The organism is Embleya sp. NBC_00888, from assembly GCF_045207655.1.
GTDB lineage: Bacteria > Actinomycetota > Actinomycetes > Streptomycetales > Streptomycetaceae > Embleya.
This window is the reverse complement of record NZ_CP108785.1, coordinates 4376235-4400793: the sequence shown is the minus strand read 5'-3', so window position 1 is coordinate 4400793 and position 24559 is coordinate 4376235. Positions and strand designations below refer to the sequence as shown.

The 24559-nt window shown below is 68.3% G+C and carries 19 protein-coding genes; 11 read left to right on the top strand and 8 right to left on the bottom strand.

All coding sequences use genetic code 11. The annotated features are described in order from the left end of the window. Positions 1-368 precede the first annotated feature (368 nt). The 6 genes from OG948_RS53490 to OG948_RS53465 all read left to right on the top strand — a co-directional run bounded on the left by OG948_RS53490 (position 369) and on the right by OG948_RS53465 (position 8422). Positions 369-1682 (top strand): extracellular solute-binding protein, encoded by a 1314-nt coding sequence (locus OG948_RS53490; RefSeq protein ID WP_331772332.1) that lies wholly within the window; start codon positions 369-371, stop codon positions 1680-1682. A 47-nt stretch (positions 1683-1729) separates the two neighbouring features. Then, positions 1730-2659, top strand: a complete 930-nt coding sequence (locus OG948_RS53485) for a carbohydrate ABC transporter permease (protein WP_406300747.1) — start codon at positions 1730-1732, stop codon at positions 2657-2659. After that, positions 2656-3591: a carbohydrate ABC transporter permease gene (locus OG948_RS53480; RefSeq protein WP_331772331.1), complete on the top strand. Its 936-nt coding sequence runs from the start codon at positions 2656-2658 to the stop codon at positions 3589-3591. The genes OG948_RS53485 and OG948_RS53480 overlap by 4 nt, the downstream gene beginning before the upstream one ends. Before the next feature lie 294 nt (positions 3592-3885). Next, positions 3886-4113, top strand: coding sequence for a hypothetical protein (locus OG948_RS53475; RefSeq protein ID WP_331772330.1), 228 nt, complete (start codon positions 3886-3888; stop codon positions 4111-4113). Between the two features lie 999 nt (positions 4114-5112). Further along, on the top strand, positions 5113-7236 hold the full coding sequence (locus tag OG948_RS53470) for a family 20 glycosylhydrolase (protein ID WP_331772329.1): 2124 nt from the start codon (positions 5113-5115) through the stop codon (positions 7234-7236). 196 nt (positions 7237-7432) lie between these two features. Then, positions 7433-8422 (top strand): aminoglycoside phosphotransferase family protein, encoded by a 990-nt coding sequence (locus OG948_RS53465; RefSeq protein WP_331772328.1) that lies wholly within the window; start codon positions 7433-7435, stop codon positions 8420-8422. 142 nt (positions 8423-8564) lie between these two features. On the opposite strand, the gene OG948_RS53460 is transcribed toward OG948_RS53465, so the two are convergent. After that, the gene (locus tag OG948_RS53460) at positions 8565-9110 is read right to left on the bottom strand and encodes an ATP-binding protein (protein WP_331772327.1); all 546 of its coding nucleotides are present in this window, start codon (positions 9108-9110) and stop codon (positions 8565-8567) included. A 179-nt stretch (positions 9111-9289) separates the two neighbouring features. On the opposite strand from OG948_RS53460, the gene OG948_RS53455 reads away from it, so the two are divergent. After that, positions 9290-10507 carry an ROK family protein gene (locus tag OG948_RS53455; RefSeq protein WP_331772326.1) on the top strand — a complete coding sequence of 406 codons (1218 nt, stop codon included), beginning with the start codon at positions 9290-9292 and terminating at the stop codon, positions 10505-10507. Positions 10508-10531: 24 nt separating this feature from the next. Here OG948_RS53455 and OG948_RS53450 read toward each other — a convergent pair whose 3' ends face one another. From OG948_RS53450 to OG948_RS53430, 5 genes are all read right to left on the bottom strand, one after another. After that, entirely contained in the window at positions 10532-11023 is a 492-nt protein-coding gene (locus OG948_RS53450) for an NUDIX domain-containing protein (protein WP_331772325.1), read from the bottom strand. A gap of 152 nt (positions 11024-11175) precedes the next feature. Continuing rightward, positions 11176-12936 (bottom strand): glycoside hydrolase family 35 protein, encoded by a 1761-nt coding sequence (locus tag OG948_RS53445; RefSeq protein ID WP_331772324.1) that lies wholly within the window; start codon positions 12934-12936, stop codon positions 11176-11178. Beyond that, positions 12911-14182 carry an MFS transporter gene (locus tag OG948_RS53440; protein ID WP_331772323.1) on the bottom strand — a complete coding sequence of 424 codons (1272 nt, stop codon included), beginning with the start codon at positions 14180-14182 and terminating at the stop codon, positions 12911-12913. The genes OG948_RS53445 and OG948_RS53440 overlap by 26 nt, the downstream gene beginning before the upstream one ends. A 172-nt stretch (positions 14183-14354) precedes the next feature. After that, a complete protein-coding gene (locus tag OG948_RS53435; RefSeq protein ID WP_331772322.1) occupies positions 14355-16451 on the bottom strand; it encodes a beta-galactosidase in 2097 nt (698 codons plus the stop codon). A 232-nt stretch (positions 16452-16683) separates the two neighbouring features. Next, on the bottom strand, positions 16684-17673 hold the full coding sequence (locus OG948_RS53430) for a LacI family DNA-binding transcriptional regulator (protein ID WP_331773603.1): 990 nt from the start codon (positions 17671-17673) through the stop codon (positions 16684-16686). A 443-nt stretch (positions 17674-18116) separates the two neighbouring features. On the opposite strand from OG948_RS53430, the gene OG948_RS53425 reads away from it, so the two are divergent. The 4 genes from OG948_RS53425 (at position 18117) to OG948_RS53410 (ending at position 22514) form a co-directional block, all read left to right on the top strand. Beyond that, positions 18117-19001: a sugar ABC transporter permease gene (locus OG948_RS53425; RefSeq protein ID WP_331772321.1), complete on the top strand. Its 885-nt coding sequence runs from the start codon at positions 18117-18119 to the stop codon at positions 18999-19001. After that, on the top strand, positions 18998-19945 hold the full coding sequence (locus OG948_RS53420) for a carbohydrate ABC transporter permease (RefSeq protein WP_406300746.1): 948 nt from the start codon (positions 18998-19000) through the stop codon (positions 19943-19945). Before OG948_RS53425 ends, OG948_RS53420 begins: the two co-directional genes overlap by 4 nt. A 127-nt stretch (positions 19946-20072) precedes the next feature. Beyond that, positions 20073-21449, top strand: coding sequence for a sugar ABC transporter substrate-binding protein (locus tag OG948_RS53415; RefSeq protein WP_331772320.1), 1377 nt, complete (start codon positions 20073-20075; stop codon positions 21447-21449). 588 nt (positions 21450-22037) lie between these two features. Continuing rightward, entirely contained in the window at positions 22038-22514 is a 477-nt protein-coding gene (locus OG948_RS53410; RefSeq protein WP_331772319.1) for a heparin lyase I family protein, read from the top strand. Between the two features lie 439 nt (positions 22515-22953). Here the strand turns inward: OG948_RS53410 and OG948_RS53405 are convergent, their stop codons facing one another. Then, positions 22954-23136, bottom strand: a complete 183-nt coding sequence (locus OG948_RS53405; protein WP_406300745.1) for a hypothetical protein — start codon at positions 23134-23136, stop codon at positions 22954-22956. A gap of 47 nt (positions 23137-23183) precedes the next feature. Beyond that, entirely contained in the window at positions 23184-24494 is a 1311-nt protein-coding gene (locus tag OG948_RS53400) for a PASTA domain-containing protein (protein WP_406300744.1), read from the bottom strand. Between the last annotated feature and the right edge of the window lie 65 nt (positions 24495-24559).

Genomic DNA, 24559 nt, shown 5'->3' with positions numbered 1-24559 from the left:
GTTTGGGCACCATTCGGTCGCTCAAGCGAGCCCGCGGGCGACCGGATCGCCGAAGCGGAGCGCATCGCAAGACACCGGAAACCTCCACAGTGAAGTGCGCAACGCGCACCCGGCCGTCCTGCCTGACGTGCCCCGACTGCCTCGTCGGATTGGTCTAGACCCTGCGTCCGGCCTTCGGGATCGGTGCGGATCTTTCTCCGGCGAGGTGTTGACTGCCGCCACGACGAGTCCGCAAAATGCTCGCTGTTGCTCAACAATTTTCACCAAGTCCACGTTGCGAACAGTTTTGCGCATGTGTGCGCATCACGAGCGCGGCCAACCTCTCACCAACGGTCCTGTTTTCCCGAAGATTTGAAGGCGGTACTGCGATGAAGCGGCACCTGATGGCATTGGCGGCGACAGGACTGTCGGCCGCACTGCTTCTGTCGGCGTGTGGTGGCTCGGACGACAAGAAGGACGAGGACAAGGCGACGCCCGGCGCCTCCGGTGAGGCCGGTGCGCCCAAGGACGGGTCGATCAAGCTGGTCGTGGCCGACTACGGCAGCGGCGACGGCAGCATGCAGAAGTACTGGAACGGCGTGATTTCGAGTTTCAACGCGAAATACCCCGGCATCAAGGTGAACCTGCAGGTCGTCAACTGGGACGACATCGACAAGCAGGTCGCGACCATGATCCAGAACAACGACATGCCCGACCTTCTGCAGACCGGCGGTTATGCCGACAAGGTCGTCGACGACCTGCTCTACCCGGTCGACGACGTCATGTCGCCCGCCACCAAGGCCGACTTCATCGAGTCGTTCACGCCGGCCGCGACGGTCAAGGGGAAGCAGTACGGCATTCCCTTCACCTCCAGCACCCGGCAGCTGATCTACAACACCGACCTGTTCGCCAAGGCCGGTCTGACCGAGCCGCCGAAGACCTGGGACGAGGTCAAGACCTTCTCGGAGAAGCTCAAGTCCTCCGGTGCCAAGGTGCCCTTCGGCCTGCCGCTGGGCAAGGAGGAGGCCCAGGGCGAGTTCATGAACTGGGCGCTGGGCAACGGTGGCGGCTACCAGACCAACGGCAAGTACACGGTCAACAGCCCGCAGAACGTCGAGGCCCTGAACTGGGTCAACGACAACCTGGTCAAGACCGGCCTGACCGAGTCCAACCCCGGCACCAAGAACCGCAAGGACGTCTACACCGACTTCTACGGCGGCAGCGTCGGCATGGTGAACAGCAACCCCACCATGATCGCCACGCTGAAGAAGGACTACCCGAACCTCAAGTACGCGACCGCGGCGATTCCCGGCAAGACCGGTCCGCTCACCGACACGCTCGGGGTCTGCGACTGGATGATGGCGTTCAAGAAGAACGGCAGGAAGGACCAGATCAAGGCCTTCCTCGACCACGCCTTCAGCACCGACCAGCAGCTCAAGTTCCAGGAGCAGTACAGCTTCCCGCCGGTGACCAAGTCGGTGATGGCCAAGATGACGGCCAACCCCGCCAACGCCGGCCTCAAGCCGTACATCGACCAGCTCCCGAAGGCGAAGTTCTACCCGCTCAACGACGTCGCGTGGGACGTGCTCTCGCCCAAGATCAAGGAACAGCTCGGCAGCGCGGTCTCCGGCAAGTCGCCCAAGGACGTGCTGGACCAGCTCCAGAAGGAAGCCGAAGCAGCGGTCGCCCAGCAGAAGAGCTGACACGTCGCCGACTACACGTCCCAGCTCCGAAGGAGGAGGACGGCCTCGTGGCCGAAACCGCCGTACGCGAAACCGCCATACGCGGAACACCCAACGTTCTCACCAGAGTCAAGAAGGCGCTGGCCCCGCTGCCGTGGATCGGCCCGGCCGTCCTCCTGATCGGTGTCGTGGTCCTGTGGCCCGTGGTCGTGATGGTCTGGAGTTCCTTCCAGCGCATCCGTCGCACCGGCATCGTGGTGGGATCCAACGGCACCGACAACTACACCAAGCTGTTCGACGAGCCGGACTTCGTGGCCGTGCTGTGGAACACCGTGGTCTGGGTGCTGGTGGTCGTGGCCATCACGCTCGTGTTGTCGCTGTTCCTGGCGCAACTGTTCAACCAGCACTTCCCCGGCCGGCGGTTCGCCCGCTGGGCGATGATCGTGCCGTGGGCGGCCTCGGTCTTCATGACCGCCGTCGTCTTCAAATGGATGCTGCACGAGAGTCACGGCGCGATCAACACGCTCATGGTCGACCTGCACCTGATGGACGCCGGCAAGGACTGGCTCGGCAGGCCGTCCACCGCGATGCCGTGGATGATGGCGGTCGCCGTCTTCGTATCGCTCCCCTTCACCACCTACACCCTGCTCGCGGGCCTGCAGACCGTACCCGGCGAGGTCTACGAGGCGGCCAAGATCGACGGCGCGTCCACCTGGCGCACCTACCTGTCGATCACCCTGCCGCTCCTCAAGCCCGCGATCCTGGTCGCGGTCGTGATCAACCTGATCAACGTCTTCAACTCGTTCCCGATCATCTGGGCGATGACCAACGGCGGACCGGGCTACGAGACCGCGACGACCACGGTGTTCATGTACCAGCTCAAGGCGTCCGACATCGGCGAGAGCGCCGCGATGTCCGTGGCCAACTTCGCGATGATCATCATCCTGGTCGCGTTCTTCCTCGTCGTCAGCCGCGGGAACAAGGAGACCGACCGATGAGCACGAGCACCGCCGCCGCCGGCCGCAGGCCGGACACCGGCACCACCGGAAAGCCCTCGGGTGCCGCGGCCGGCGGGAACACGCCCGGACGAAGGAAGTCCGTGCTCGGGGGCTCGAAGTACAGCCACAGACAACTGTGGTTCGGCGCGCTCGCGTGGGTGATCGCGATCGTCTTCGTCGCCCCCTACATCGAGATGGGCATCACCGCGCTGCGGCCCAAGGACGAACTCACCGGCGACGGCTACCTGCCGTCGAGGTTCGAATGGGCCAACTTCGTCGACGTGTGGGACAAGTCCACCCTCGGCGACAACCTCAAGGTCTCGCTCCTGGTCGCCGGCATGTCCACCCTCCTGGTACTGGTGGTCTCCCTGCCCGCGGCGTACTACACCGCGCGCAAACGGTTCCGCGGCCGGGGCGTGTTCCTGATGCTCGTGCTCGTCACCCAGATGTTCCAGCCCACCTCCCTGCTGGTGGGCCTGTACCGCGAGTTCTACATCCTGGACCTGCTCGACTCGTACTGGGCGCTCGTCCTCGTCAACGGCGCGTTCAACCTGGCCTTCTCGGTGTGGATCCTGACCGCCTACTTCAGCGCGATCCCGGTCGAGCTGGAGGAGGCCGCGATGATCGACGGTGCCTCCCGTCTCGGGGCACTGCGCAGGGTCACCCTGCCGCTGGCGATGCCCGGCATCGTCACGGCGGTCATCTTCACCTTCATCGCCGCGTGGAACGAATTCACCGTCGCCCTGGTACTGGTGACCACACCGGACAAACAACCCCTCACCGTCGGCATCAACAGCTTCCTCGGCGCCTACCGGGTGGAATGGCAGTACCTCTTCGCGGGATCGGTGGTGGCCATCGTGCCGGTCGTGATCCTGTTCGCCTACATCGAGAAACACGTCGTATCGGGCCTGACCGCCGGATCGGTCAAGTAACCCGAACGACCCTCGGCCCGGGACACCCCCGGGAAACACGAAGCCCACATGAGCACTTCCATCATCGATCTGCTTCCCACCCCGGTCCGGGCGGGCGGACAACCGCCTCCCGGACCGGGCTCCCCGGCCGAGTGGGCAAGGACACGGCTGTACCCCTCGTTCTCCGCCAGTGGCGTCCCCGCGCGGCGCGGCAGCCATGGAGATCCCATCCGGCAGCCCACCCGGACGCAGTTGCGGACCCTGGCGTCCGATGATGCGTGGCAATGCTTGAAGATGATTTCAGATGGAGTAGGAATGCGCCGGAGACTGCTGGTGATTATCGGGGCGCTGGGGGTGGCCGCCACGGCCGTACGCCTGCTTCCTCGCCTCGAGAGCGCCATCGCCGCTGTGCGGGGAGGCGACGAGCCCGCGGAGGAGACCTACGTGGTGTCGCGGCCGAGACCATCGACCGACATCGACGTGTGGCACGACCACCCACTCGGGTCCGGTTTCCAGGCATTCCTCAAGGAGGCCGACCGATGAGTCGCACGCGGCCGGGGCTCGCGAGCCGCTGATGGGCGGTGCGATCGCGTGAGCCCGCCCCCTCGTCATGGGTCTTGGGGGGTGCCGCGATCCGGTTACGACCACAATGGGTCATCCGAGCCGCGGAGTTCGACGCCGTCCGCTGCGCGGCGGCGTCGAAGGCCTATATCGCGCGGACGTCGTCCGCGGCCTCCGCCAGGCGCAAACCGCGGCCCTGACCACGAGTTGCGGAACGTAGAGGCGGGAGCAGCGCCGCGGAGCTTCCCGTCGTCATCGGCGTTCCCGAATGTCGCGTCGCCACAGAGCCGCCATCGCTGTCGAGATCCCGAGAGCCGGATCTCGACATGCACCCAGGCCTGCACGTGGATGTTCGAAGATGCGCAATATCCGCGTCATATGAGTGTGTTCAAGCACTGTCAAGCATCATCGGACGCCGTCGACGCGGGAGTCAATCCCCTGCCCGGAGGGCCGGGACGGCTCTCGGCATGCGGACGGAAGTCTGTGCGCGACCTGACATGTCCGTACAACACCTCGACTCACCTGTGCCCTTCGCCCGGGCCGACATCGCCGAGGTGCCCGTGAGCGGACCAGGACTGCACCGTGGCGGCGGGGGCGTTCACACCCCGAAACGCTCCGTCGACCCACTGAGGCAAGTTCCCCACGAATTGGCAAAGTCGCGAGGGCTCAAGCCTTGACACCCCCCTGAACACCCTGGCACCTTCATGCTTGAAGTTGCTCACAAAGCGCTTGATTCAAGCAATTACAAGCACCATCGCGCTCAGTTGCGTTACGTGCCGCGTGTTTCGCTGCCCACCATGAGCGGCCGGCAGCGCGGCAGGAGTCGGCGGGTTGCACGGAGTGCGCCGGATCGGACCCCCGTGGTCCGGTGCCTGTGCACGAGCACCACGCAGCACCGTCGCCGCCGACGCCAATCGCACACTCCCGACCGCCCCATCCTGGTGTGCGGTCCCCGTGCCTTCTTGTCCGAAGGAGCCGACCATGCGCTGGTTGCACCGACGAGGCAGACGCCTCGTCGCACTCGCCACAGCCGCCGTCACCCTCCCGCTCACGGCCACGCTCTCCGAGGCCTCCGCCGCTCCCCCCACACCCGCCGCCCCAGCTCCGTACGCCCTGGTGCCGCAGCCGGTCTCGCAGAAAGCGGTGCCGGGTGAGGGGTTCTCCCTCACCCCCCAGACCCGGATCTCCGTCCTGTCCCGGGACTCGGAGGCGGTGGGCGTGGGAACCTACCTCTCCAAGCTGCTCGCCCCCGCGACGGGCTACGACCTGCCGGTCGTCAAGGACACCCACGCACCGAAGAACGCCGTCGTCCTCGACCCCAACGGCCCCAAGAAGCTGGGAGCCGAGGGGTACACCATCTCGTCCGGCAAGAACGGCGTCGTCGTCAAGGCACACGGGGCCCAGGGCCTGTTCCGCGGTGTGCAGACCCTGCGCCAACTGCTCCCCGCCGAGGTCGAGTCCCGGACCGGACAGTCCCGTGCGTGGACCGTCTCGCCCGTGCAGATCTCCGACTCGCCCCGGTACGAGTACCGCGGCGTGATGCTGGACGTCGCGCGCCGCTTCTACCCGGTCGCCCAGGTGAAGCGCTACATCGACGAGGCCGCGGCGTACAAGATCAACACCCTCCACCTGCACCTGACCGACGACCAGGGCTGGCGCATCGCCATCGACGCCATCCCCGACCTGACCAAGGTCGGCGCGAGCACGCAGAGCGGCCACACCGGCGGCACCGACTGGTTCTACTCGAAGGCGGACTACCAGGAGATCGTCTCCTACGCCACGTCCCGCTTCATGACGGTGGTACCCGAGATCGACGGCCCCGGCCACACCATGTCCGCCCTGGCCTCGGTACCCGAACTCAACTGCGACGACAAGGCGAAGCCGCTCTACTCCGGCTTCGACGTCGGCATCAGCACCTACTGCCTGGCGGACGGGACACACCAGGGCAACACCAGGCGCTTCCTGAAGGCCGTCATCAAGGAGGTCGCCAAGCTCACCCCCGGCCCCTACATCCACCTCGGCGGCGACGAGGCCCCGCACACCCCGCCGGACCAGTACGCCTCCTACGTCAAGTCCGCCACCGAGGCGACCACCGGACGCCACAAGACGGTGATGGGCTGGAACGAGCTCGCCGACGCCGACATCCCCGCCGGCAGCATCATGCAGTACTGGGGAGAGGACGACGACCGCAAGAGCATCGGCACCGCGGAGGAGAGCGCGAGCATCGTCTCCACCCGCAACGGGGTCGCCCAGGACGCCAAGTTCGTCATGTCCCCGTCCGACCACGCCTACATGGACATGAAGTACGACGCCTCCACCCCCTACGGCCTGAGCTGGTCCGGATACGTGCCGGTGGAGCGGTCCTACAACTGGGACCCCGCGACCATCACCGGCAAGATGGACGGCACCGGCTCCATCGTCCCGGCCGACAAGATCGCCGGCGTCGAGGCCGCCCTGTGGGCCGACCGCGCCTACGAGGGCAGCAGTTCACTGCCCACCCCGGCCACCCGCTGGCCCGAACCCCACGCCTACGCCGACTACATGAGCTTCCCCCGCCTCCCCGCCCTCGCCGAGGTCGGATGGACCCCCCAAGCCGCCCGCGACTGGAAGGACTTCCGTCAGCGCCTGGCCCAGCACGCGCCGCGCTGGACCGCTGCCGGCATCGCCTACCACCCCGCCCCGGGCGTCCCGTGGCCCGGCACCGTGCGGACCGTGGAGGGCGTACACACCATCGAGACCGAAGGCGTCGCACTGGACAGCGCCGGCTCCACGTCCGACGGCACGGACCTGGTCCTGTGGGCACCCAACCGCGGAAACAACCAGACCTGGACCATCGCCCCCCAGTCCGACGGCACCTACACCGTGACCAGTAAGACCTCCAACAAGTGCGCCGAGGCGACCGGCGGCGCCGGCACCACCGTCGTCCAGCGCACATGCAACGGCCAACCCACCCAGCGCTGGAAGATCAACCCGATCGGCGACGACCACACGATCGCCTCCGCCGGCAGCGGCCTCCTGCTCACCGCAGGCTCGGCCACCAACGGCGCCAAGGCGACCGTGCAGTCCGACACCGGCTCCGCACTGCAACGCTGGTACATCGGATAACCCGGCCTCTCCAGGGGCCATCGCACGCCCCCGCTCCGGACGCGCCCCGTCCGGAGCGGGGGTTGCGCCTGTTCTACAGTGCTTCGCCTCTTTCGCAAATCAACCCGGCGGGCGCACAGATGCCTCGCCTCGGCAATGCCGATCGAACCCCGCCGTCCCGGTGCTATTTTCCGACCATGCTCTGGATGGAGGATTGATGGAGAGCATCACCAAGAACCGGCAACCCGTCGAGGTGCTGCGCGCGATGGTCGCCCGCGCCTACGGCCCGGACCAGGTGTGCGACGCGGCCGAGGACTGGGTCGGCGAACTGGGCGACGGCTGCTTCAACGTGGCCTATCGGATCCGGTTGCGATCCGGCGTGCAGGTCGTCCTCAAGATCGCGCCGCCGCCGGACGTCGAGGTCATGACCTACGAGCGCGGCGCCATGGCCACCGAACTGGCGGCGCTGCGGCTGATCCGGGAACACACGAAGGTTCCGGTGCCGGCGGTCGACTTCGCCGATCGAAGCCATGAACTCTGCGACGCCGACTACTTCTTCATGACGTACGTGGAGGCGGACAATCTCGATGCCGTCAGGAACACCCTGGCCGCGACGGAGATCGACGCGTACGACGAGGCGCTCGGCGCGATCACCCGCGAGCTGAACGGCATCCCGGGCACCGCCTTCGGCCCGCCGACAGGACCGAGCGAAGGCACGTGGCGTGCCGCCTTCCTGCGGATGGTCGAGGAGTTGCTGGGCGACGGCGAACGACGCGGCGTCGACCTGCCCCACGGCTACGACGCGATCCGCGAAGTCGTGGCCGCCCACGCCGATTCGCTGGACGAGGTGACCGAGCCCCGGTTCGTGGAATGGGACCTGTGGCCCGGCAACTGCATGGTGCGCGACGGCCGGATCGTGGCGATCGTGGACCACGAGCGGGCGTTCTACGGCGATCCGCTGATGGAGTTCGGCTTCGCCGGGAGCGAGTCCAGCGCATACGGGGACTCGACGGCTTTCATCCGCGGCTACGGCCACCGGCCGTTCACCACCGCCGAGCGGACCCGCCGGCGGCTGTACAACCTGCACCTGGCTCTGGTCCAGATCATCGAGACGAACTTCCGGGCACACACCGGCACCGAGCAGTACGACTGGGCGTGCGAACGCCTGCGGGAGACCGTGGCCCTGCTCGGCGAGCAAGCCCGCTGACGCTCACGCGACCGCAGCGTGCGACGCCACGCGCCGAGCGAGCTTGACGGCCGAATCGCGCTCGCGTCCCAGACCGGATCGACAGGACGGTCTTCAGCGTGCGCACAAACGTGTCTTGTATGCCGGGAGCGCCCGGGCAGTGTCAGCCCGCCATCGCCGGAGCACCGTTGCGCAGCGACTCGGAGACCGGGGCGGCGACCGGGAGCATCGCCCGGACGGTGCGGCCGGCACCGCAGTCTTCGACGTCCACCCCGCCGGCGAGGCTCGCGACGATGTCCAGGCCCCGGCCGTGCTCGTCGGGGTCGCAGACCCGCGGCCGACGCCGGGCGCCGTGGTCCCCGTGGTCGTCCACCACGATGTCCAGCACGCCGGCGTCCAGGACCAGGCGAACGGTCATGACGCTCCGGCCGTACTGCGCCGCGTTCGCGGCCAACTCGCCGACGATCAAAACCGCGGAGTCCCGATCGTCACCGCCCAGACCCCAGCGGGCCAGCACCGCACCCGTGAAGCGGCGGGTGTCGGCGACCCGGACGTCCCGCGCGGGCAGCGCGATCACGGCATGCCGCCGGTCGAGCGACGGCGCGGGATGGCGAACCCGGCCCAGGACACCCGCCCGCGATCCGCCCGTCGCGACCTCACCGCGACGCTGCGGGGCGTCCAGAACGCCGGCGTTTCGGTATGGGCACATCTCGGGTGCCTCCACATCGTGCAGCTCGACCTGCGGCCGAGCGGTCGTGCCGTGCCGGGGGGTTTCGGGGGTTTCGGGCTCTTCCCACAACCCAAACTACCCCTTGGTCCAATAGGTGTAAATAGTATCTTCCGGGACTTAGAATAAGGGGAGACTGTCGCGGACGGACGAGGAGTTTCATGCGCAAGCGAACGGCACGGGACATCCGCCGGCACAACAGGTTCGAGGTGCTGCAGAGCACCTACGCGGCCGGCGAGCACGTGAGCCGGCAACAGATCGCAACCGCGACCGGGCTCTCCACGGCCACGGTCGCCAACCTGACCGGCGAGCTCCTCGACGTCGGCGTGCTCGTCGAGGTCGGACGGGAGGACTCCGGCGGCGGCCGCCCCCGCGCACGCCTCGCGGTCAACGCCGAACGCGGCCTGCTGGTCGGCGTCGACGTCTCCGAGGACTTCGTCCGTCTCGAACTCTACGACCTCGCCATGAACGTCCTGCGCGCCGTCGAACGACGCATGGACCCACGCGGCAGCACCCCGGGCGACGTGGTCGAACACATCACCCTGGGCGTCGACGACCTCCTCGCCACCCCCGACGTGGATCCCGACCGGGTCCTGGGCATCGGGGTCAGCCTGCCCGGACTCGTCGAACGCGAGGGCGGCGTCTCCGTGCTCGCCGTCTACGGACACTGGCGCGACGTCCCCATGAAAGCCCTCCTGGCCGAACGCCTCGACTTCCCCCTCTACGTGGACAACCCGCTCAAGGCCAGCACCGTGGCCGAACTGTGGTTCGGCGCCGGACGCGACGTCGACGACCTCGCCGTCGTCACCCTGCGCACCGGCGTCGGCGTCGGCGTCGCCATCGACGGAACCCTCTACCGCGGCACCACCAACAGCGCCGGCGAATGGGGCCACATCATCCTCGTCATGGACGGACGCACCTGCCGATGCGGCGCCCGCGGATGCGTGGAGGCATACGTCGGCGCCCCCGGCATCCTGCAGACCCTGCGCGAGACCGACCCGCACCACCCGATCCTCACCATCGACGACCAGATCGCCGCGATCGAGGCCCTCGCCGACGCGGCCCGCCGACACGACCCCACGGCCCAGCGGGTCATCGAGGAGACCGGCCGCCACCTCGGCGCGTCCGTCGCCACCATGATCAACATGCTCAACCCCGCCAGGATCGTACTCGGCGACTGGGTCGCCGACCGCCTCGGCGAACCACTGCTGACCGCCACCCGCAACGCCGCAGCACACTACTCACTCGACCAACCATTCGGCGCGGTCACCCTGAGCCTGTCCGAACTACCCGACAACGCGGTATGCCTCGGAACGGCAACCTTCGCCCTCGAAGGCTTCCTCAACGACCTCACCTCGCGTCCCAGCCCGCTGCCCTGATCCACACGGCCGCGTCCGCCGCCGTCACCGGGCCCCGAGTCGGTCCTCCGTGACCTGGAACGCCGCCTCCGACCCCGGGCCGACCGCGGCGTCGATGCGGGCCCGCATGGTGGCGGACATCGGCGGCAGTTCGTCCACCGGGAACCAACGAGCGTCGGTGTTCTCCCCGTCCGCCGGATGCGGCTCGCCCGCACGCCACCGGCACAGGAACACCAGGTTGAGATACTGCGTCCGGTCCCCGTTGGCGTAGACGATCGGCTCGGTGACATCGACCATCGCCAGCCGCTCCGGAACGGCCTCGACGCCCGCCTCCTCGCGGACCTCCCGCACCCCGGCGTCCGCCGGCTGCTCACCGGGATCGATGATCCCGGTGACCGCCGTCCAAGCCCCGTTGTCCGCCCGCCGAACCAACAACACGTGCGCTTCCCGCACCACCACCGCGGTCACCCCCGAAAGCCACAGGGGTGCGGTACCGATTTTCTCCCGCAGCGCGAGCACAAACTCCGGTGTCGACATTCACCCAGTATAGAAAGGCCGGATCGTCGAACTCCCCCCACACACCCCCGAGATGCGCGCTTGCCCAACGCAGGCAACACAGGGCCGAGTTCGAACCGCCGGATGTCCGGGCGACGTCGGCCGTGACCGGCTCGGCTCCGGCAGGGTTCGCTTCACGATTGCTCCACTCCCAGGTCGGGGGTGTCGACCAGCCACGCCTGTGGTCGAGTCGTGGCGTCCAGTTCGAGCAGGACGAGCTCGTTGGTCCCGGTGCGCAGGGTGGGGGCGGGCACGTAGAGGGTGCGCTGGGGCCCGCGGTTCCAATAGCGGCCGAGGTTGAACCCGTTGATCCAGGCCTGGCCCTTGGTCCAGCCGGAGAGGGAGAGGAAGGCGTCGGCGGGGGTGTCGACGTCGAATGTTCCGTGGTGGAAGGAAGGCGTGCCCGGCGGTGTGCCGTCGGCGGGACCGAAGGTGAGTGGGCTCAGGTCGGTCAACGCGAGGGGATGAGTGTCCCATTCGTGCAGCACGGTGCCGTTGAAGGACACCGGCCCGAGCAGTCCCTTCGGATCACCGATGCGTGGCCCGTAGTTGACCCGCCCCATGTTCTCCACCAGCACCTCGAGGGTGGCTCCGGGGCGGGGTACGTGGACCGGCAGGCTCTCTTCGTGGCGTTCGCGTTCCAGGACGCCGGCGGGCGAACCGTCGATGTAGACCCGGGCCCGGTCGCCGACCCCCTCCGCGAAGTGCAACACTCCTTCGCCGGCGGCGGGCAACGTGGTGCGGTAGAGCGCGAGGCCGGCACGCACGCCCAGCGCGTCCAACGTGGGCGGCTCGGTGGTGCGGACCGGGGCGGCCAGTACGCCGGCGCTCGCCGGCAGCGGGGTCCGGCGGTCCAGGTCGACGACGGTGGCGGGCAGTTTCGGCCCGGGTGCGGGCACCGGTTCGTCCGGGACCGGAGCATGGCGGGCGATGACCTCGCGGAAGGCGTGGTACTTCGGGCCGGGGTCCCCGGATTCGGACAACGGGGCGTCGTAGTCGTAGGAGGTGACGATCGGGGTGTAGGCGTGATCGTGGTTGGCGCCGTTGGTGAAGGCGAAGTTGGTACCGCCATGGAACATGTAGATGTTGACCGACGCGCCCGCGGCGAGCAGTGCGTCCAGGTCGGCGGCGGCATCGGCGGCATCGCGCACATGGTGCGGCTCGCCCCAGTGGTCGAACCAGCCGATCCAGAATTCGGCACACATGAGTGGCCCGCTGCTCTGGTGGGTGCGCAACCGCTCCAGGTTGCGGGTGACGTTGCTGCCGAACGTGCCGGTCGCCAGTACGCCCGGCAGGCTTCCCGCGGCCAGATGGTTTTGGTGGGTCTGGTCGCAGGTGAAGAGCAATTCGCCGACGCCGCGGGTGCGCAGCGCCTGTTCCACGTACTGGAGGTAGGCGGTGTCCTCGCCGTAGGCGCCGTATTCGTTCTCCACCTGTACCGCGATCACGGGACCGCCTGCCGCCGCAAGGTGCGGGAGAAGCGCCGGCAGCAGCAGATCGAGGTAGCGGTCGAGCACCTTGGTGAAGCGGGGATCGCTGCTGCGCAGTCGGATGCCGGGGTCGTCGGTCAGCCACGCGGGCAGGCCGCCGCCATCCCATTCCGCGCAGATGTACGGGCCCGGACGCAGCAGGACGTGCAGCCCTTCCTCCTTGGCCAGTCGAAGGTAGCGGGGCAGATCGAGCAGGCCGTCCAGGTCGATGACATCCGGGGTCGGCTGGTGCAGGTTCCACGGTATGTAGGTCTCCACCGTGTTGAGCCCCATCAATCGGGCCTTGTGCAGCCGGTCGGCCCACTGGTCGGGGTGGATGCGGAAGTAGTGCATGGCCCCGGAGATGATCCGGAAAGGCTCGCCATTCAACGCGAACCCGTCAACGGTCGTGGTGAGAGCACTCATTCGGGGTCTCCTCGAAGGGGATCGGTGAGCTGTCGTGGTCTGGTGGTGTGGCCGTGGCACGGCTCAGCCAGAGCGTGGCGGCCACGCACAGTGCGGAAATGCCGGACAGGAGCAGCGGGACGGTGCGAACGCCGGACCATTCGATGGCCTTGCCCAACGCGGGCCCGGCGACGACACCGCCGATCATGGAAGCGGCGATCACCAGCGCTCCGGCCCGGCGGGCCCGGGGAGCCGCCTGGATCAGCCAGGGCAGTGCGGTGGGAAAGATCGGCGCGATGAACAGTCCGACACCGGCGTACGCGTAGGGGGCGAGTCCCGGCACGGTGGCCAGGAGCAGGCACAGCGTCATGCCCAGGCAGGAGGTGGTGATGATGGACTGTGCGGAATACCGCAGTGCGATGGGAGCCACCAGGAACCGGCCCACCGTCATCATCAGCCAGTAGATCGAGGTGGCGGTGGCGGCGAGTCCCGCGCTGTAGCCGACCGTCCGCAGGTGGGTGGGCTCCCAGCCGCCGACGCCGACTTCTATGCCCACATGCAGGACGTAGAGCGCGACGAAGATGGTCAACACCATGGCCAGGCTGCGGTTGCGTACCTGTGTGCGGTCCTCCGCGGCGGTGCTCTCCCCGCTCGTCGACCGTGGGGCCTTGCTGCGCACGCCGCCCAGACACAACAGCAGCGGCAGGTTGAGCAGGGCGAAGCCGAGGAACACCGTCGGATAGTGCTGCGAGCCGACCACACCCAGCAAGGCGGGGCCGAGAATGGCGCCCACGCCGAAGTGGGCGTTGAGAATGTTGAGCATGGCGGTGGAGCGCGGCCCGAAGCCGATGGCGAAGAGTTGGTTGAGGCCGTAGTCGATGCCGCCGAATCCAAGGCCCGCAAGGAACGCCGCGAACAAGCTCAGCTGCCAGTTCCGCGACACGGCGAAGCCGGCGGCACCGACGGCCATGAGCAGGTACGAACTGCCGAGAATCCGGCGGTTGTCGATCCTCCCGAACATCCGGTCGAAGATCAGTACACCTGCCACTCCGCCGATGAAGTGGGCGCTCAGTCCGAGACCGGCGGCCGACGGGGAGAGCCCGAATTCCTTCCGGAGAGCTGGAATGGCGGGCCCGTACAGCGCCTGCAACGCGCCGATGAGGACGAATCCCACGCAGGAGGCCACCACAGCGGCCCTGCTGAAAATCGGGTCGTCCGAAGTGACCGGGGGCCTGGCGACCTGTCTACTCGTCGAACTGTCGGTCATGGGGACTCCAGGTGGCGGCCCACGACCTCGTGGACAACGGACATGATCTGTTCCCTGCGAGCCGGTGCCCGGGCCCGCGCAGTACGCCGGAATCGCACGGATGCCGGTCACCGAAGCCGTGCGGACCGGCGGGCATCCCGCCCGTAGCCGACGAACACACCGCCCACTACGGTCACTCGGTCTCGAGCGATTGCCCCGTGCCGCCGTGCTCGGTCGGCAGCGACCCCAGGACGGCCACTCCTCGCGGGGCCAGGGTGGTTCGGTGCGTGAGGCGGTGATCGTCGGTGAGCAGATCGCGCCGTGCGGTGGGGAGTTCGATGTCGTGGATCGATCCCGTGTGGTTGAGGAGAATCAGGACGTCGTATCCCTCGCCCCGGCGGATGGCCGCCTGGATACCGGCCGGCAGGTTCGGCAGGACGGGGTCGACAGCCGCGTCGGCGCACGCGCGGGCCAACAGGGTGCGCATCGTGGCGACGTCCGGACGGGTCGCGATGTAGCGGGCGGTGCCGGCGCCGTACGAATGGACCGTGGCGGCCGGACGTCCTTCCCAGTGCGGGCCGACGAATTCCAGTTCCGTGCGGGCGCCCTTGAGCGTGACATCCTCGCGCCAGAGGTCGGCGGCGCCGGCCTCGGGCTCCGCCGCTCCCGGTGTGCGCAGCGCGAACGTCCGGCCCACGTCGGTGGGCCAGAACTCCTGGACCGACACGCCCAACGCCTCGCGCAGCGGACCGGGGTAGCCGCCGAGATGTACGCGGTCGTGTTCGTCGACGATGCCGCTGAAGAAGGACACCACGATCGAGCCGCCGTCGGCGACGAAGCGGGAGAGCTTCGCGCCATGTTCGGCGGACAGAAGGTAGAGGCTCGGTACGACGACCAGGTCGTAGCCGGACAGGTCGGCCGAGGGGTGCACGACGTCGACGCCGATGCCGAGGTCGAAGAGCGCGGCGTAGTGGTCGAACGCGCGGTCCAGGTGGCGCACGGCGTCCGAGGGGTGCGAGTCGAGTTCGAGGGCCCACCAGCTGTGCCAATCGGACAACAACGCGACCCGGTTGTGGATCCGGGTGCCGGCCAGTTCCGGTACGCGGGCCAACTCGCCTCCGAGTTCGGACACTTCGCGGAATACCCGGGTGTCGACGCCGGCATGCGGGACCATCCCCGAGTGGAACTTCTCCGCGCCGCCCCGGGACTGGCGCCACTGGAAGTACATGATCGCGTCCGCGCCCTGTGCGACGGCCTGCCAACTCCACAGCCGCATGTCGCCGGGGGTCTTGCCCGCGTTGCGGGAGCGCCAGTTGACGGCGGACGGCGCCTGTTCGGTGAGCAGCCATGGTTCGCCGCCGCCCGCGCAGCGGATGGTGTCGTAGCTCATCGCCGCGCCGATGTGGGCCTGGTCCCGATTCGGGTCGGGGTAGCTGTCCAGGGACAGGACGTCCATGGTCGGTGCCCAGTCGTAGATGTCGACGCTCTTGAGGCCGGCCAGGAAGTTGGTGGTGACGGGTACGTCGGGGGTGATCCGGCGCAGGATCGCGGTTTCCGTCTCGAAGCAGGTGCGCAGTGCGTCGTTGCCGAAGCGTTTGAAGTCCAGTTGTTGGGAGGGGTTGGGGTAGGTCGGTGCGGTGCGTGGGGGCAGGATCTGGTCGAAGGAGGCGTAGCGTTGGGACCAGAAGTCGGTGGACCAGGCGTCGTTGAGGGCGTCGACGCTGTTGTAGCGTTCGCCCAGCCAGCGTCGGAAGTCGGCGGCGGAGGTGTCGCAGAAGCATTCCGCGACGTGGCAGCCGTACTCGTTGCCGACGTGCCACAGACCGAGGGCGGGGTGGTCGCGGTAGTGCGTGGCGACCGCCTCGACCAGGCGCGCGGCGCGGTCCCGGAAGACGGGTGAGGACGGGCAGAAGTGCTGGCGGCCCCCGGGGGACAGGACGACGCCGTCGGCGGTCACCGGCAGCACCTCGGGGTGCTCGGTGACCAGCCACGGCGGCGGCGCGGCCGTCATGGTCGCCAGGTCGGCGGTGATGCCGTGTGCGGCGAGGTCGTCCATGACCTGGTCGAAGTAGCCGAAGTCGTAGGCGTCGCGTGCCGGTTCCACTCGGGCCCAGCCGAAGATCGCGAGGTTCACGACGGTGACCCCGGCCTCGGTCATCAGCTTGAGGTCCTCGGTGCGGGTGGCCTCGGGCCACTGGTCCGGGTTGTAGTCGGCGCCGAACCCGATGCCGCCCAGGCGCGCGCGCAGGGCGGCCACACGGCGGGCGGGAGTGGGTGTGGTGTCGTTCATCGGTGCGTTGTGGCGCGGCGGGGCCTGTGGCCACCGGTCCGTGCGCCACTTCTCCTTCGAGGTTACGGGGCGGGTTCTGGAGGCACGTGACCTCCCAGGATGTGCCGGTTCGCGGGGGACTTCGAGCGCCGCGCACTCGCCGCCGGCCCACATTGGCTTCGCCGGCACGCGACGCGCCCGTGTGGGTTCTTCCGGTTCGGTATGTGCTGGGGTTTCGTTTGGACGGTGGTGGTCAGGCGCCGGGCGGTGCGGCGGTGCTGTCGCGGACGATCAGGTTCGACGCGACCGAGGTCGCGCCGCGGACGTCCGCGTGGCCGATGCGGAATTGGTCGAGCAACAGTGCGACGCACTGCCGGCCGACTTCCTCGAAGTCCTGGTGGACGGTGGTGAGCGAGGGCAGGAACCAGGCCGACTCGGCCAAGTCGTCGAAGCCGACGACGCTGACGTCATCGGGTACGGCGCGGCCGGCCTCGTGCAGTGCGCGCACGATGCCCAGCGCCATCTGGTCGTTGGCCGCGAACACCGCGGTCACATCCGGGTTCGCGGCGAGTTCGAGGCCGGCCGCGTAGCCGCTTGCCGCCGTCCAGTCGCCGTACAGCAGTGGGGGAACGCGCGAGCCGGCGTCCTTGAGTGCGCGATGCCACGACTCGGCACGGCGACGGGCCGCGTACGAGTCCTGGGGGCCGGACACGTGCCACACCGTGCGGTGGCCCAGGTCGAGCAGGTGCTCGGTGGCCAACCGGGCGCCCTCGGCCTGATTGGTGTCGACTCCCGGGTGACGCCGTGTCTCCTCGCCGTCGACCACCACGACCGGCAGGCCGGAGGGCAGGCGTAGCGCGGAGGTGTCGAGGATCTGCGCCTCGATCAGGATGATGCCGTCGACGGCCTGCATGGTCAACCGGTCGAACGCCTCGTGCACGGCGCTCTCGGTCTGCGCGCGCACGCTGACGACGTTCACCGAGTAGTCCGCGTCCTGCGCGGCCGACACGATGGCTTCGAGCGTGCGGGCGTTCCCGTACGCGTTCAGTCCGAAGCTGATCACGCCGAGCATCCGGAACTTGCCGGTGGCCAGTGCCCGGGCGGCCGTGTTGGGTCGGTAGCCGAGCATCCGCATCGCGGCCAGCACGCGTTCGCGCGTCGCCTCGTCCACGTTGCTGCGGTTGTTCGCGACCCGCGAGACGGTCTGGCTGGAGACCCCGGCCATCTCGGCGACATCGGCCATGGACGGGGCGCGCTTGCGCGCTGTGGCGGATCCACCCGTCCCGGGCTTCGCCGGTCCACCTTCCTTCGGCATACCCCGGTCCTTTCACTCACCGCGTGGCGCTTCGGCAGCGCACGGGTCATGTTTGCGCAAACACGAAGCCAGGTCAACGGGGTCAGGATCACGACCTGAGATTGTCCGTTCCGAGGCACCGATGGCGGACTATTTCCGACTTCTTGCCCCACGGTCAACTATTGACAGCACGACACGCTGAGGACACACTCTCGAATCGCAGCCGAAATGTTGGCGCAAACATCAACGAGCGATCCTCGTTTCCGCGATCCCGCCCCCTTCCACCCGAACCGCCTGCGATCCGTCCTCGACTTCGAGCCCGACGTGACGCAGCGTCCCGGAGGACCTTCCGTGAGACTCGACTCGGCCCCGCGTTGCCGCAGAGGTCCGCGGTGAAGCGCGGCGCCCTACGGCGCAACCTCACCGGTCATGCCTTCTTCGCCCCCTTCCTGATCGTCTTCGTCATCGGCGTGGCCGCCCCGCTCGCCTACGCGTTCCGGCTGAGCCTGTACGAGGACCGGATGATCGGGGGCACGGTCTTCGTCGGCTTCGACAACTACTCGAAGGCGCTGAGCGACCACCTGTTCACCGCCGGGCTGGCCCGGGTCGCGCTGTTCTTCGCGATCCAGGTACCACTGATGCTGACCCTGTCGCTGCTCATGGCATTGGCCATCGACAGCGGCCGGTTGCGGGCGCCGGGCCTGTTCCGGGTGGGCATTTTCATTCCCTACGCGGTGCCCGGCGTGGTCGCGGCACTGATGTGGGGCTACATATACGGCGACCGCTTCGGCCTCGCGGCCGAGGTGGGTGACCTGCTCGGCACGAAACTGCCCGATCTGCTCGGCCCGGACTGGATGCTCGCGTCCATCGGCAACGTGGTGACCTGGTCCTACGTCGGCTACAACATGCTGATCCTCTACGCCGCTCTGCGGGCGATCCCCGACGAGCTCTACGAGGCCGCCGACATGGACGGCGCGGGTTCCTTCCGCAAGGCATGGAGCATCAAACTCCCGGCGCTGAAGCCGGCGTTGCTGCTGGCCACCACGTTCTCCGTGATCGGCAGCTTCCAACTCTTCAACGAGCCGAGCATCCTCCAGACGCTCGCCCCGGCGTCGGTACCGACCAACTACACCCCGAACCTGTACGCCTACAACCTCGCGTTCAGCGGCCGCCAGTTCAACTACTCGGCCGCCATCGCGGTGGTCCTCGGCGTGGTCACCGTGTTCGTCGCGTACCTGGTCCAACTCGCCACCGCACGACGGGAGCGCATGCAGTGAGCACTTCCACCCTGCCGGATCGACCGGCCGTGACCGACGAGGCGCCGACCAGGTTCCTGCGCCCGCGCAGCCGCCGACCGCGGCGCGGGCGCCGCGATCGCAAGAGCGCCGCGCTGACCATCGCGATGGCGCTGATGCTCGCATACACCCTGTTGCCGCTGGTGTGGCTGATGTTCGGTGCGACCAAGTCCAACGAGGGCCTGTTCTCCTCGCGGGGCCTGTGGTTCGCCGACGACTTCGCGTTGTTCGACAACATCCACGACGTCTTCACCTACGACGACGGCATCTATTTGCGCTGGTTCGCCAACAACCTGCTGTACTCGGTGGTCGGCGCGGGCGGCGCCGCGCTGATCGCCACCCTCGGCGGGTACGCGCTCGCCAAGTTCGATTTCGTCGGACGCAGGCTGATGTTCGCACTCGTGGTCGGGGCGATCTCGATCCCGGGCACCGCGCTCGCGGTCCCCACGTACCTGCTGTTCAGCGACGTGGGCATCGTGAACACTCCCTGGGCGGTCATCCTGCCCTCCCTGGCCAGCCCGTTCGGCCTGTATCTGATGCGGGTGTACGCGGCCGACGCGGTACCGGACGCGATGCTGGAGGCCGCCCGCATGGACGGCGCCGGCGAGCTGCGGATCTTCTTCACCATCTCACTGCGACTGCTCATGCCCGGCTTCGTCACGGTGCTGCTGTTCGCACTCGTGGCGACCTGGAACAACTACTTCCTGCCGCTGATCGTGCTCAACGACCCGAACTGGTTCCCGCTGACCGTCGGCCTCAACCGGTGGAACGGACTCGCCAACGGCGGCAGCGTCGCGGGCGACACGCCCATCTATCCGCTGCTGCTCACCGGCAGCCTGCTGGCGATCGTGCCGTTGGTCGTGGCCTTCCTCTTCCTCCAGCGGTTCTGGCAGTCCGGCCTGTCGGCCGGTGGCGTCAAGCAGTAGCGGACCTCTCGTTCGCCCGATCCGCAGCCGCTCGCCGAACATCGTCGGCTCGACCACCCCTTCGTCACCCACCCGTTCCCACGTTCGCTTGTCCTCGACCACGCGAAATACCTCTGGAGTGGCACACATGAACGCAAGACTGCCGATCGTCCGCCGACGCACGGCACGCGGGATCACCGCCGCGACCGCCGCGACCCTCGCTCTCGCGCTGACCGCGTGCGGCTCGGACGGCAAGTCCGACGACCAGGGCGGCGGTAAGAAGTCCGACCCCGCCGCGGTCGCCGGAGCGCTCGACAAGCCCGCCGAGATCACGTTCTGGAGCTGGGTGCCGAACATCGAGAAGACGGTGGCCCTGTTCGAACAGAAGTACCCGAAGGTCAAGGTCAAGGTCACCAACGTCGGCCAATCCGCCGACGAGTACACCAAGTTGCAGGCGGCGCTGAAGGCCGGGACCGGCGCCCCGGACGTGGCGCAGATCGAGTACTTCGCGCTGCCGCAGTTCGCGCTCACCAAGCAACTGATCAACCTCGCCGACTATGGGGCGGCTTCACTCCAGGACAAGTTCGCCAAGTCGGCGTGGTCGCAGGTCAACGTCGGCGGCGGGATCTACGGCATCCCCCAGGACACCGGACCGATGGCGATGTTCTACCGCAAGGACATCCTCGACAAGCTCGGCGCGACACCGCCCAAGACGTGGGCCGAGGTCGCCGAACTCGGCAGGAAGATCAAGGCCGCGAATCCGGAGAACTTCGTCACCTACGTCGACCCGGGCGACGCGGGAATCGGCAACAGCATGATCTGGCAGCAGGACGGGAAGCCGTACCAGGTCACCGGCGAGAGCACGGTCACAGTCAAGCTCAAGGGCGACCCGGGCGCGGACAAGTGGGCGGCGACCTGGGGACAAATGCTCGCGGACAAGACCGTCGACACCACCCCGAGCTGGAACGACGAGTGGTGGAAGTCCATGGCAGCCGGCAAGTACGCGCTGTGGATGGCAGGGGCATGGGCGCCTGCCGTGTTCCAGAAGAACGTCCCCCAGAGCAAGGGCCAATGGGCGGTCGCACCGATGCCGCAGGGGCCGGACGGGGCGCCGGCCAGCTCCGAGAACGGCGGGTCCGCGGTCGCGGTGACCAAGCAGGCCAAGAACAAGGAGGCTTCCCTCGCCTTCGCCCAGTGGCTGAACTCCGACCCGGAGGCGGTCAAGTCGCTCAACAGTGACGTCGGCCTTTTCCCGGCGACCAAGGCGCTGCTCGAAGACCCCGCCTTCCGAAACGCCGAAGTCCCGTACTTCCCGGGCTCGAAGCCCAACGAGGTCCTCGCGCAGATGTCCGAGGCCGTCCGGCCGGGATGGCAGTACCTGCCGTTCCAGGTGTACGCGAACAGCATCTTCAAGGACACCATCGGCCAGGCGTCCAAGCCCGGCGGCGACCTGCCCGGAGCACTCTCGACCTGGCAGGAGCGCATCGTCTCCTTCGGCAAGGACCAGGGCTTCACGATCAAGTGACGCTTGCTCTCGTCGCGGGTCGAACAGCGCTCCCCGGGGCGCTTGTTCGACCCGCTTCGGCACGCGTAGGCGCCGCGTCCGGAGGTCACAGACCCGTCTCACCCACCGGCACGGACTTGACTCCACCGCCCGGCGGAAGTGTCATATGATCCAACATGTTTGAACGCGTTGAATCTTGATGGTTCGTGAACCCCCGTCGTGTTCCATCAGCCGCCCGGTCCGGGACCGCCGAACCGCTCCCCAGTACCCGAGGAAACCGCCACAGACCACTGCATGTTCTTGCCGCGGCGTCCCCACGGCAGCGACTGCGACACGCCCACAAGCTACCCGCCCTCACCCCTCGCCATCGGCCACCACACGTCCGGCACTGTCACCACCACGCCCAGAGGAAACTCTTCATGTTGCAGCGTCTCGGCCGCGGGCCTCTGGCCGGCGTAGTCCTGGCGGTCCTGTCGGTGGCGCTGGGCGCGGTCGGCATCGCGAGCGGGACCGCCGCCGCCGAGGGAAGCCCCGTTCCCTTCACGGGCGGTTTCGAGTCCGGCGGCACCGCCGCCTGGCCCCCGCAAGGGCGTCGAGGCCGGAGGCGCCGTGAACGTCACGACGGCGCCCGGCGGCGGCAACGGCAAGGCCGCCCGGTTCACCATGCCCGACGACGGGTCCTACCGGGCCGAGATAGCCACCAGCCACCTCCCCTACGGCAGCTACCGCTACTCCTTCTCCAATCATCTGCCCGGCGACTGGGTGCGGTACGAGAACATGACCATCGTCTCGCAGTGGCACGGCGGGACGGACACCATTCCCGCCATCGCGCTCGCGGTCAAGAACGACCGGTGGATGATGGACATCCACTGGCAGGTGGGCTCCCAGCCGGTGCAGGGGCTCAAGTACGACCTGGGCGCGGTGACGTTCGGGCGCTGGAACCGGTGGACCTTCGACGTCCGGTCATCCTCGTCTGTGCCGGCGCACTGTCGGCCACCGGCCTCCTCATCGCCGTCCGCAGCCGCTCACGGGCGAGGGGCAGGGCAGGTGGGTAGCACCAACTGCTGTTCCCCGCGCACGACTTGACAGCAGGGATGCAGTTCCCTTCCGCCTGCGTGACCCCACGCCCGCCGCGCCGATCCGACGACAGGGACGCCGAACCGGCGCAGCGGCATCGAGTCGGGTCCCGGGTTCCTGATCATGCGATCGGACCCCCGCAGAGCCATCCGATCTCCTCCCCACGAGGGAGGGACAGGAGGCGCGGCCCTCATCCGGGCCGCGCCTCCGCGCCTGTTGACGCCCCAACCATGAGACTCGCCGAACTCACCGGCATGCGCCCGACTGCGCTATTCCGTCCGACACCGGCTACGCCGTGTGGACTCCGTCGGATACGCATAGGCCACCGGGGCACGCACGTTGCGACCCCGAGTCCGCTCCGCGACGACTTCACCGCGGTCGAGGCCGACGTGGCGGCCGGGGGCGTGCCTTCAACGCAGACGGAAACGAACGCGCCGACTTCCTGTGGTCACTCGGGCTCGAGCAGACGCCGCGTTGGCGGGCCGGCATGGAACCCGGGAACGGTCACACCTCGCGGGCGCGCGGTGGTTCGGTGCGTGAGGTCGCGGTCGTCGGCCGGCACATCACGCCGCGCGATGGGCAGTTCGACGTCGGGAATCGAATGCGTGGGGTTGCGGGAGATGACGTGCACGGGTCGGGGGACTGTGCGGGGACGTTCGGGCGGGCCGGGCGCCTGGGTCAGTCGCAGCCCACCATGTGCAGCACCTTGATCGTGCCGCCCTTGCGAATCGGCGCGCCCTCGCCGGGGCTGAAGCCCCGGAGTCGGCACATGCGAAGGTGGTCGCCGTACGGCAGGTCGAACTTGAGACCGGCCGCGCGCACCATGGCGAACGCGTCGGGCATGTACCGGTTGTAGAGGTTGGGCACCACCGTCATGGCGTCATCTTCCTTGGCCACCGTCACGGTCACCGTGGATCCGGGGGAAGCCGTCGCGCCCTCCGCGGGGCTGGTCCGCAGCACCGTGCCCGCAGCCGAGGTCGAGGTCTCGTCCACACGAGTGACCATGAAGCCGAGGGCGATCAGCCGGGCCTCGGCTTGCTCGTACGGGAGGTTCGCCACGCCCGGCACGCTCACCGTGGCGGCGGGCGTGCTCGCGGACGCCGTCGGTCCGGACAACGTGACCGTGATCGTCGTCTTCGCGGGGTGCACCTTCTTGCCGGGAGCCGGATTCGTCGAGGCGATCTTGTCACCCACGCCCACAACGGTGGAGCGAAAGCCCTTCTCGCGCAGGATTGCCAGGCCCTGGGTCCGGGACTTGCCGACCACGTCGGGTACCGCGACGGTGGCGTCGGTCGATGTGCTCGGCGTGATCGGCGCGGGAGTGTCGGAGACGGGTGGGCTGCTCACGGCGGTCGGCGAGGCGATCGCCGACGAACCGGTCACCGGCTGCGCAGCCGGCCTCTCGGCGTCGCCGGGTCCTGACGCGCCGAATCTCACCAGGACGACGGTGACCACGAGCGCGGCGGCGACTCCGGCCAGGCGGAGCCCGCGACCGCGACCTCCGCGCGGACCCCCATACGGGTCGACCGATTCGTAGGGGTACGGCGCCGACGCGAGCCGGTCCGGACGATCCGCGGACGCGGCGCGGATCGAGAACACCGCGACCGCCTCCACCCTCGAATTCCTGGTGGAGACCACTCGGATCACCACGTCGGTGTCCGCCGGCTCCCGTTGGATCGATTCCTCGAACGCACCGCCCGCGCCGAAGTCGGACGCTTGGGCACCGCCGTCGCTCGGGATCCAGGTGTCGACGTCGCGATCGTCCTGCCCGACCGTGTACACGATCGCCCACGTCCGCCGTTCGCCCGAGAAGACGTCGGGAAGACCGGGCCGGTCCACGGCCGTCCGCGACTCGGCATCCGGCGCCAACCGCAGTTCGTAGCGGTCGAGAGCGCTGCCGGCGTTGCGCAGGTTCAACCTGACCATGACCGTCTCGCCGGGTCCGGCCGTCACCTCGCGCGGTTCGCACCACGCCTGCACGGCATACACCGGATTCCCCGATCGCTGACCGCTCAGGTCGGCTCCGCACTGCCCACCCGGGCAGTAGACGTCGG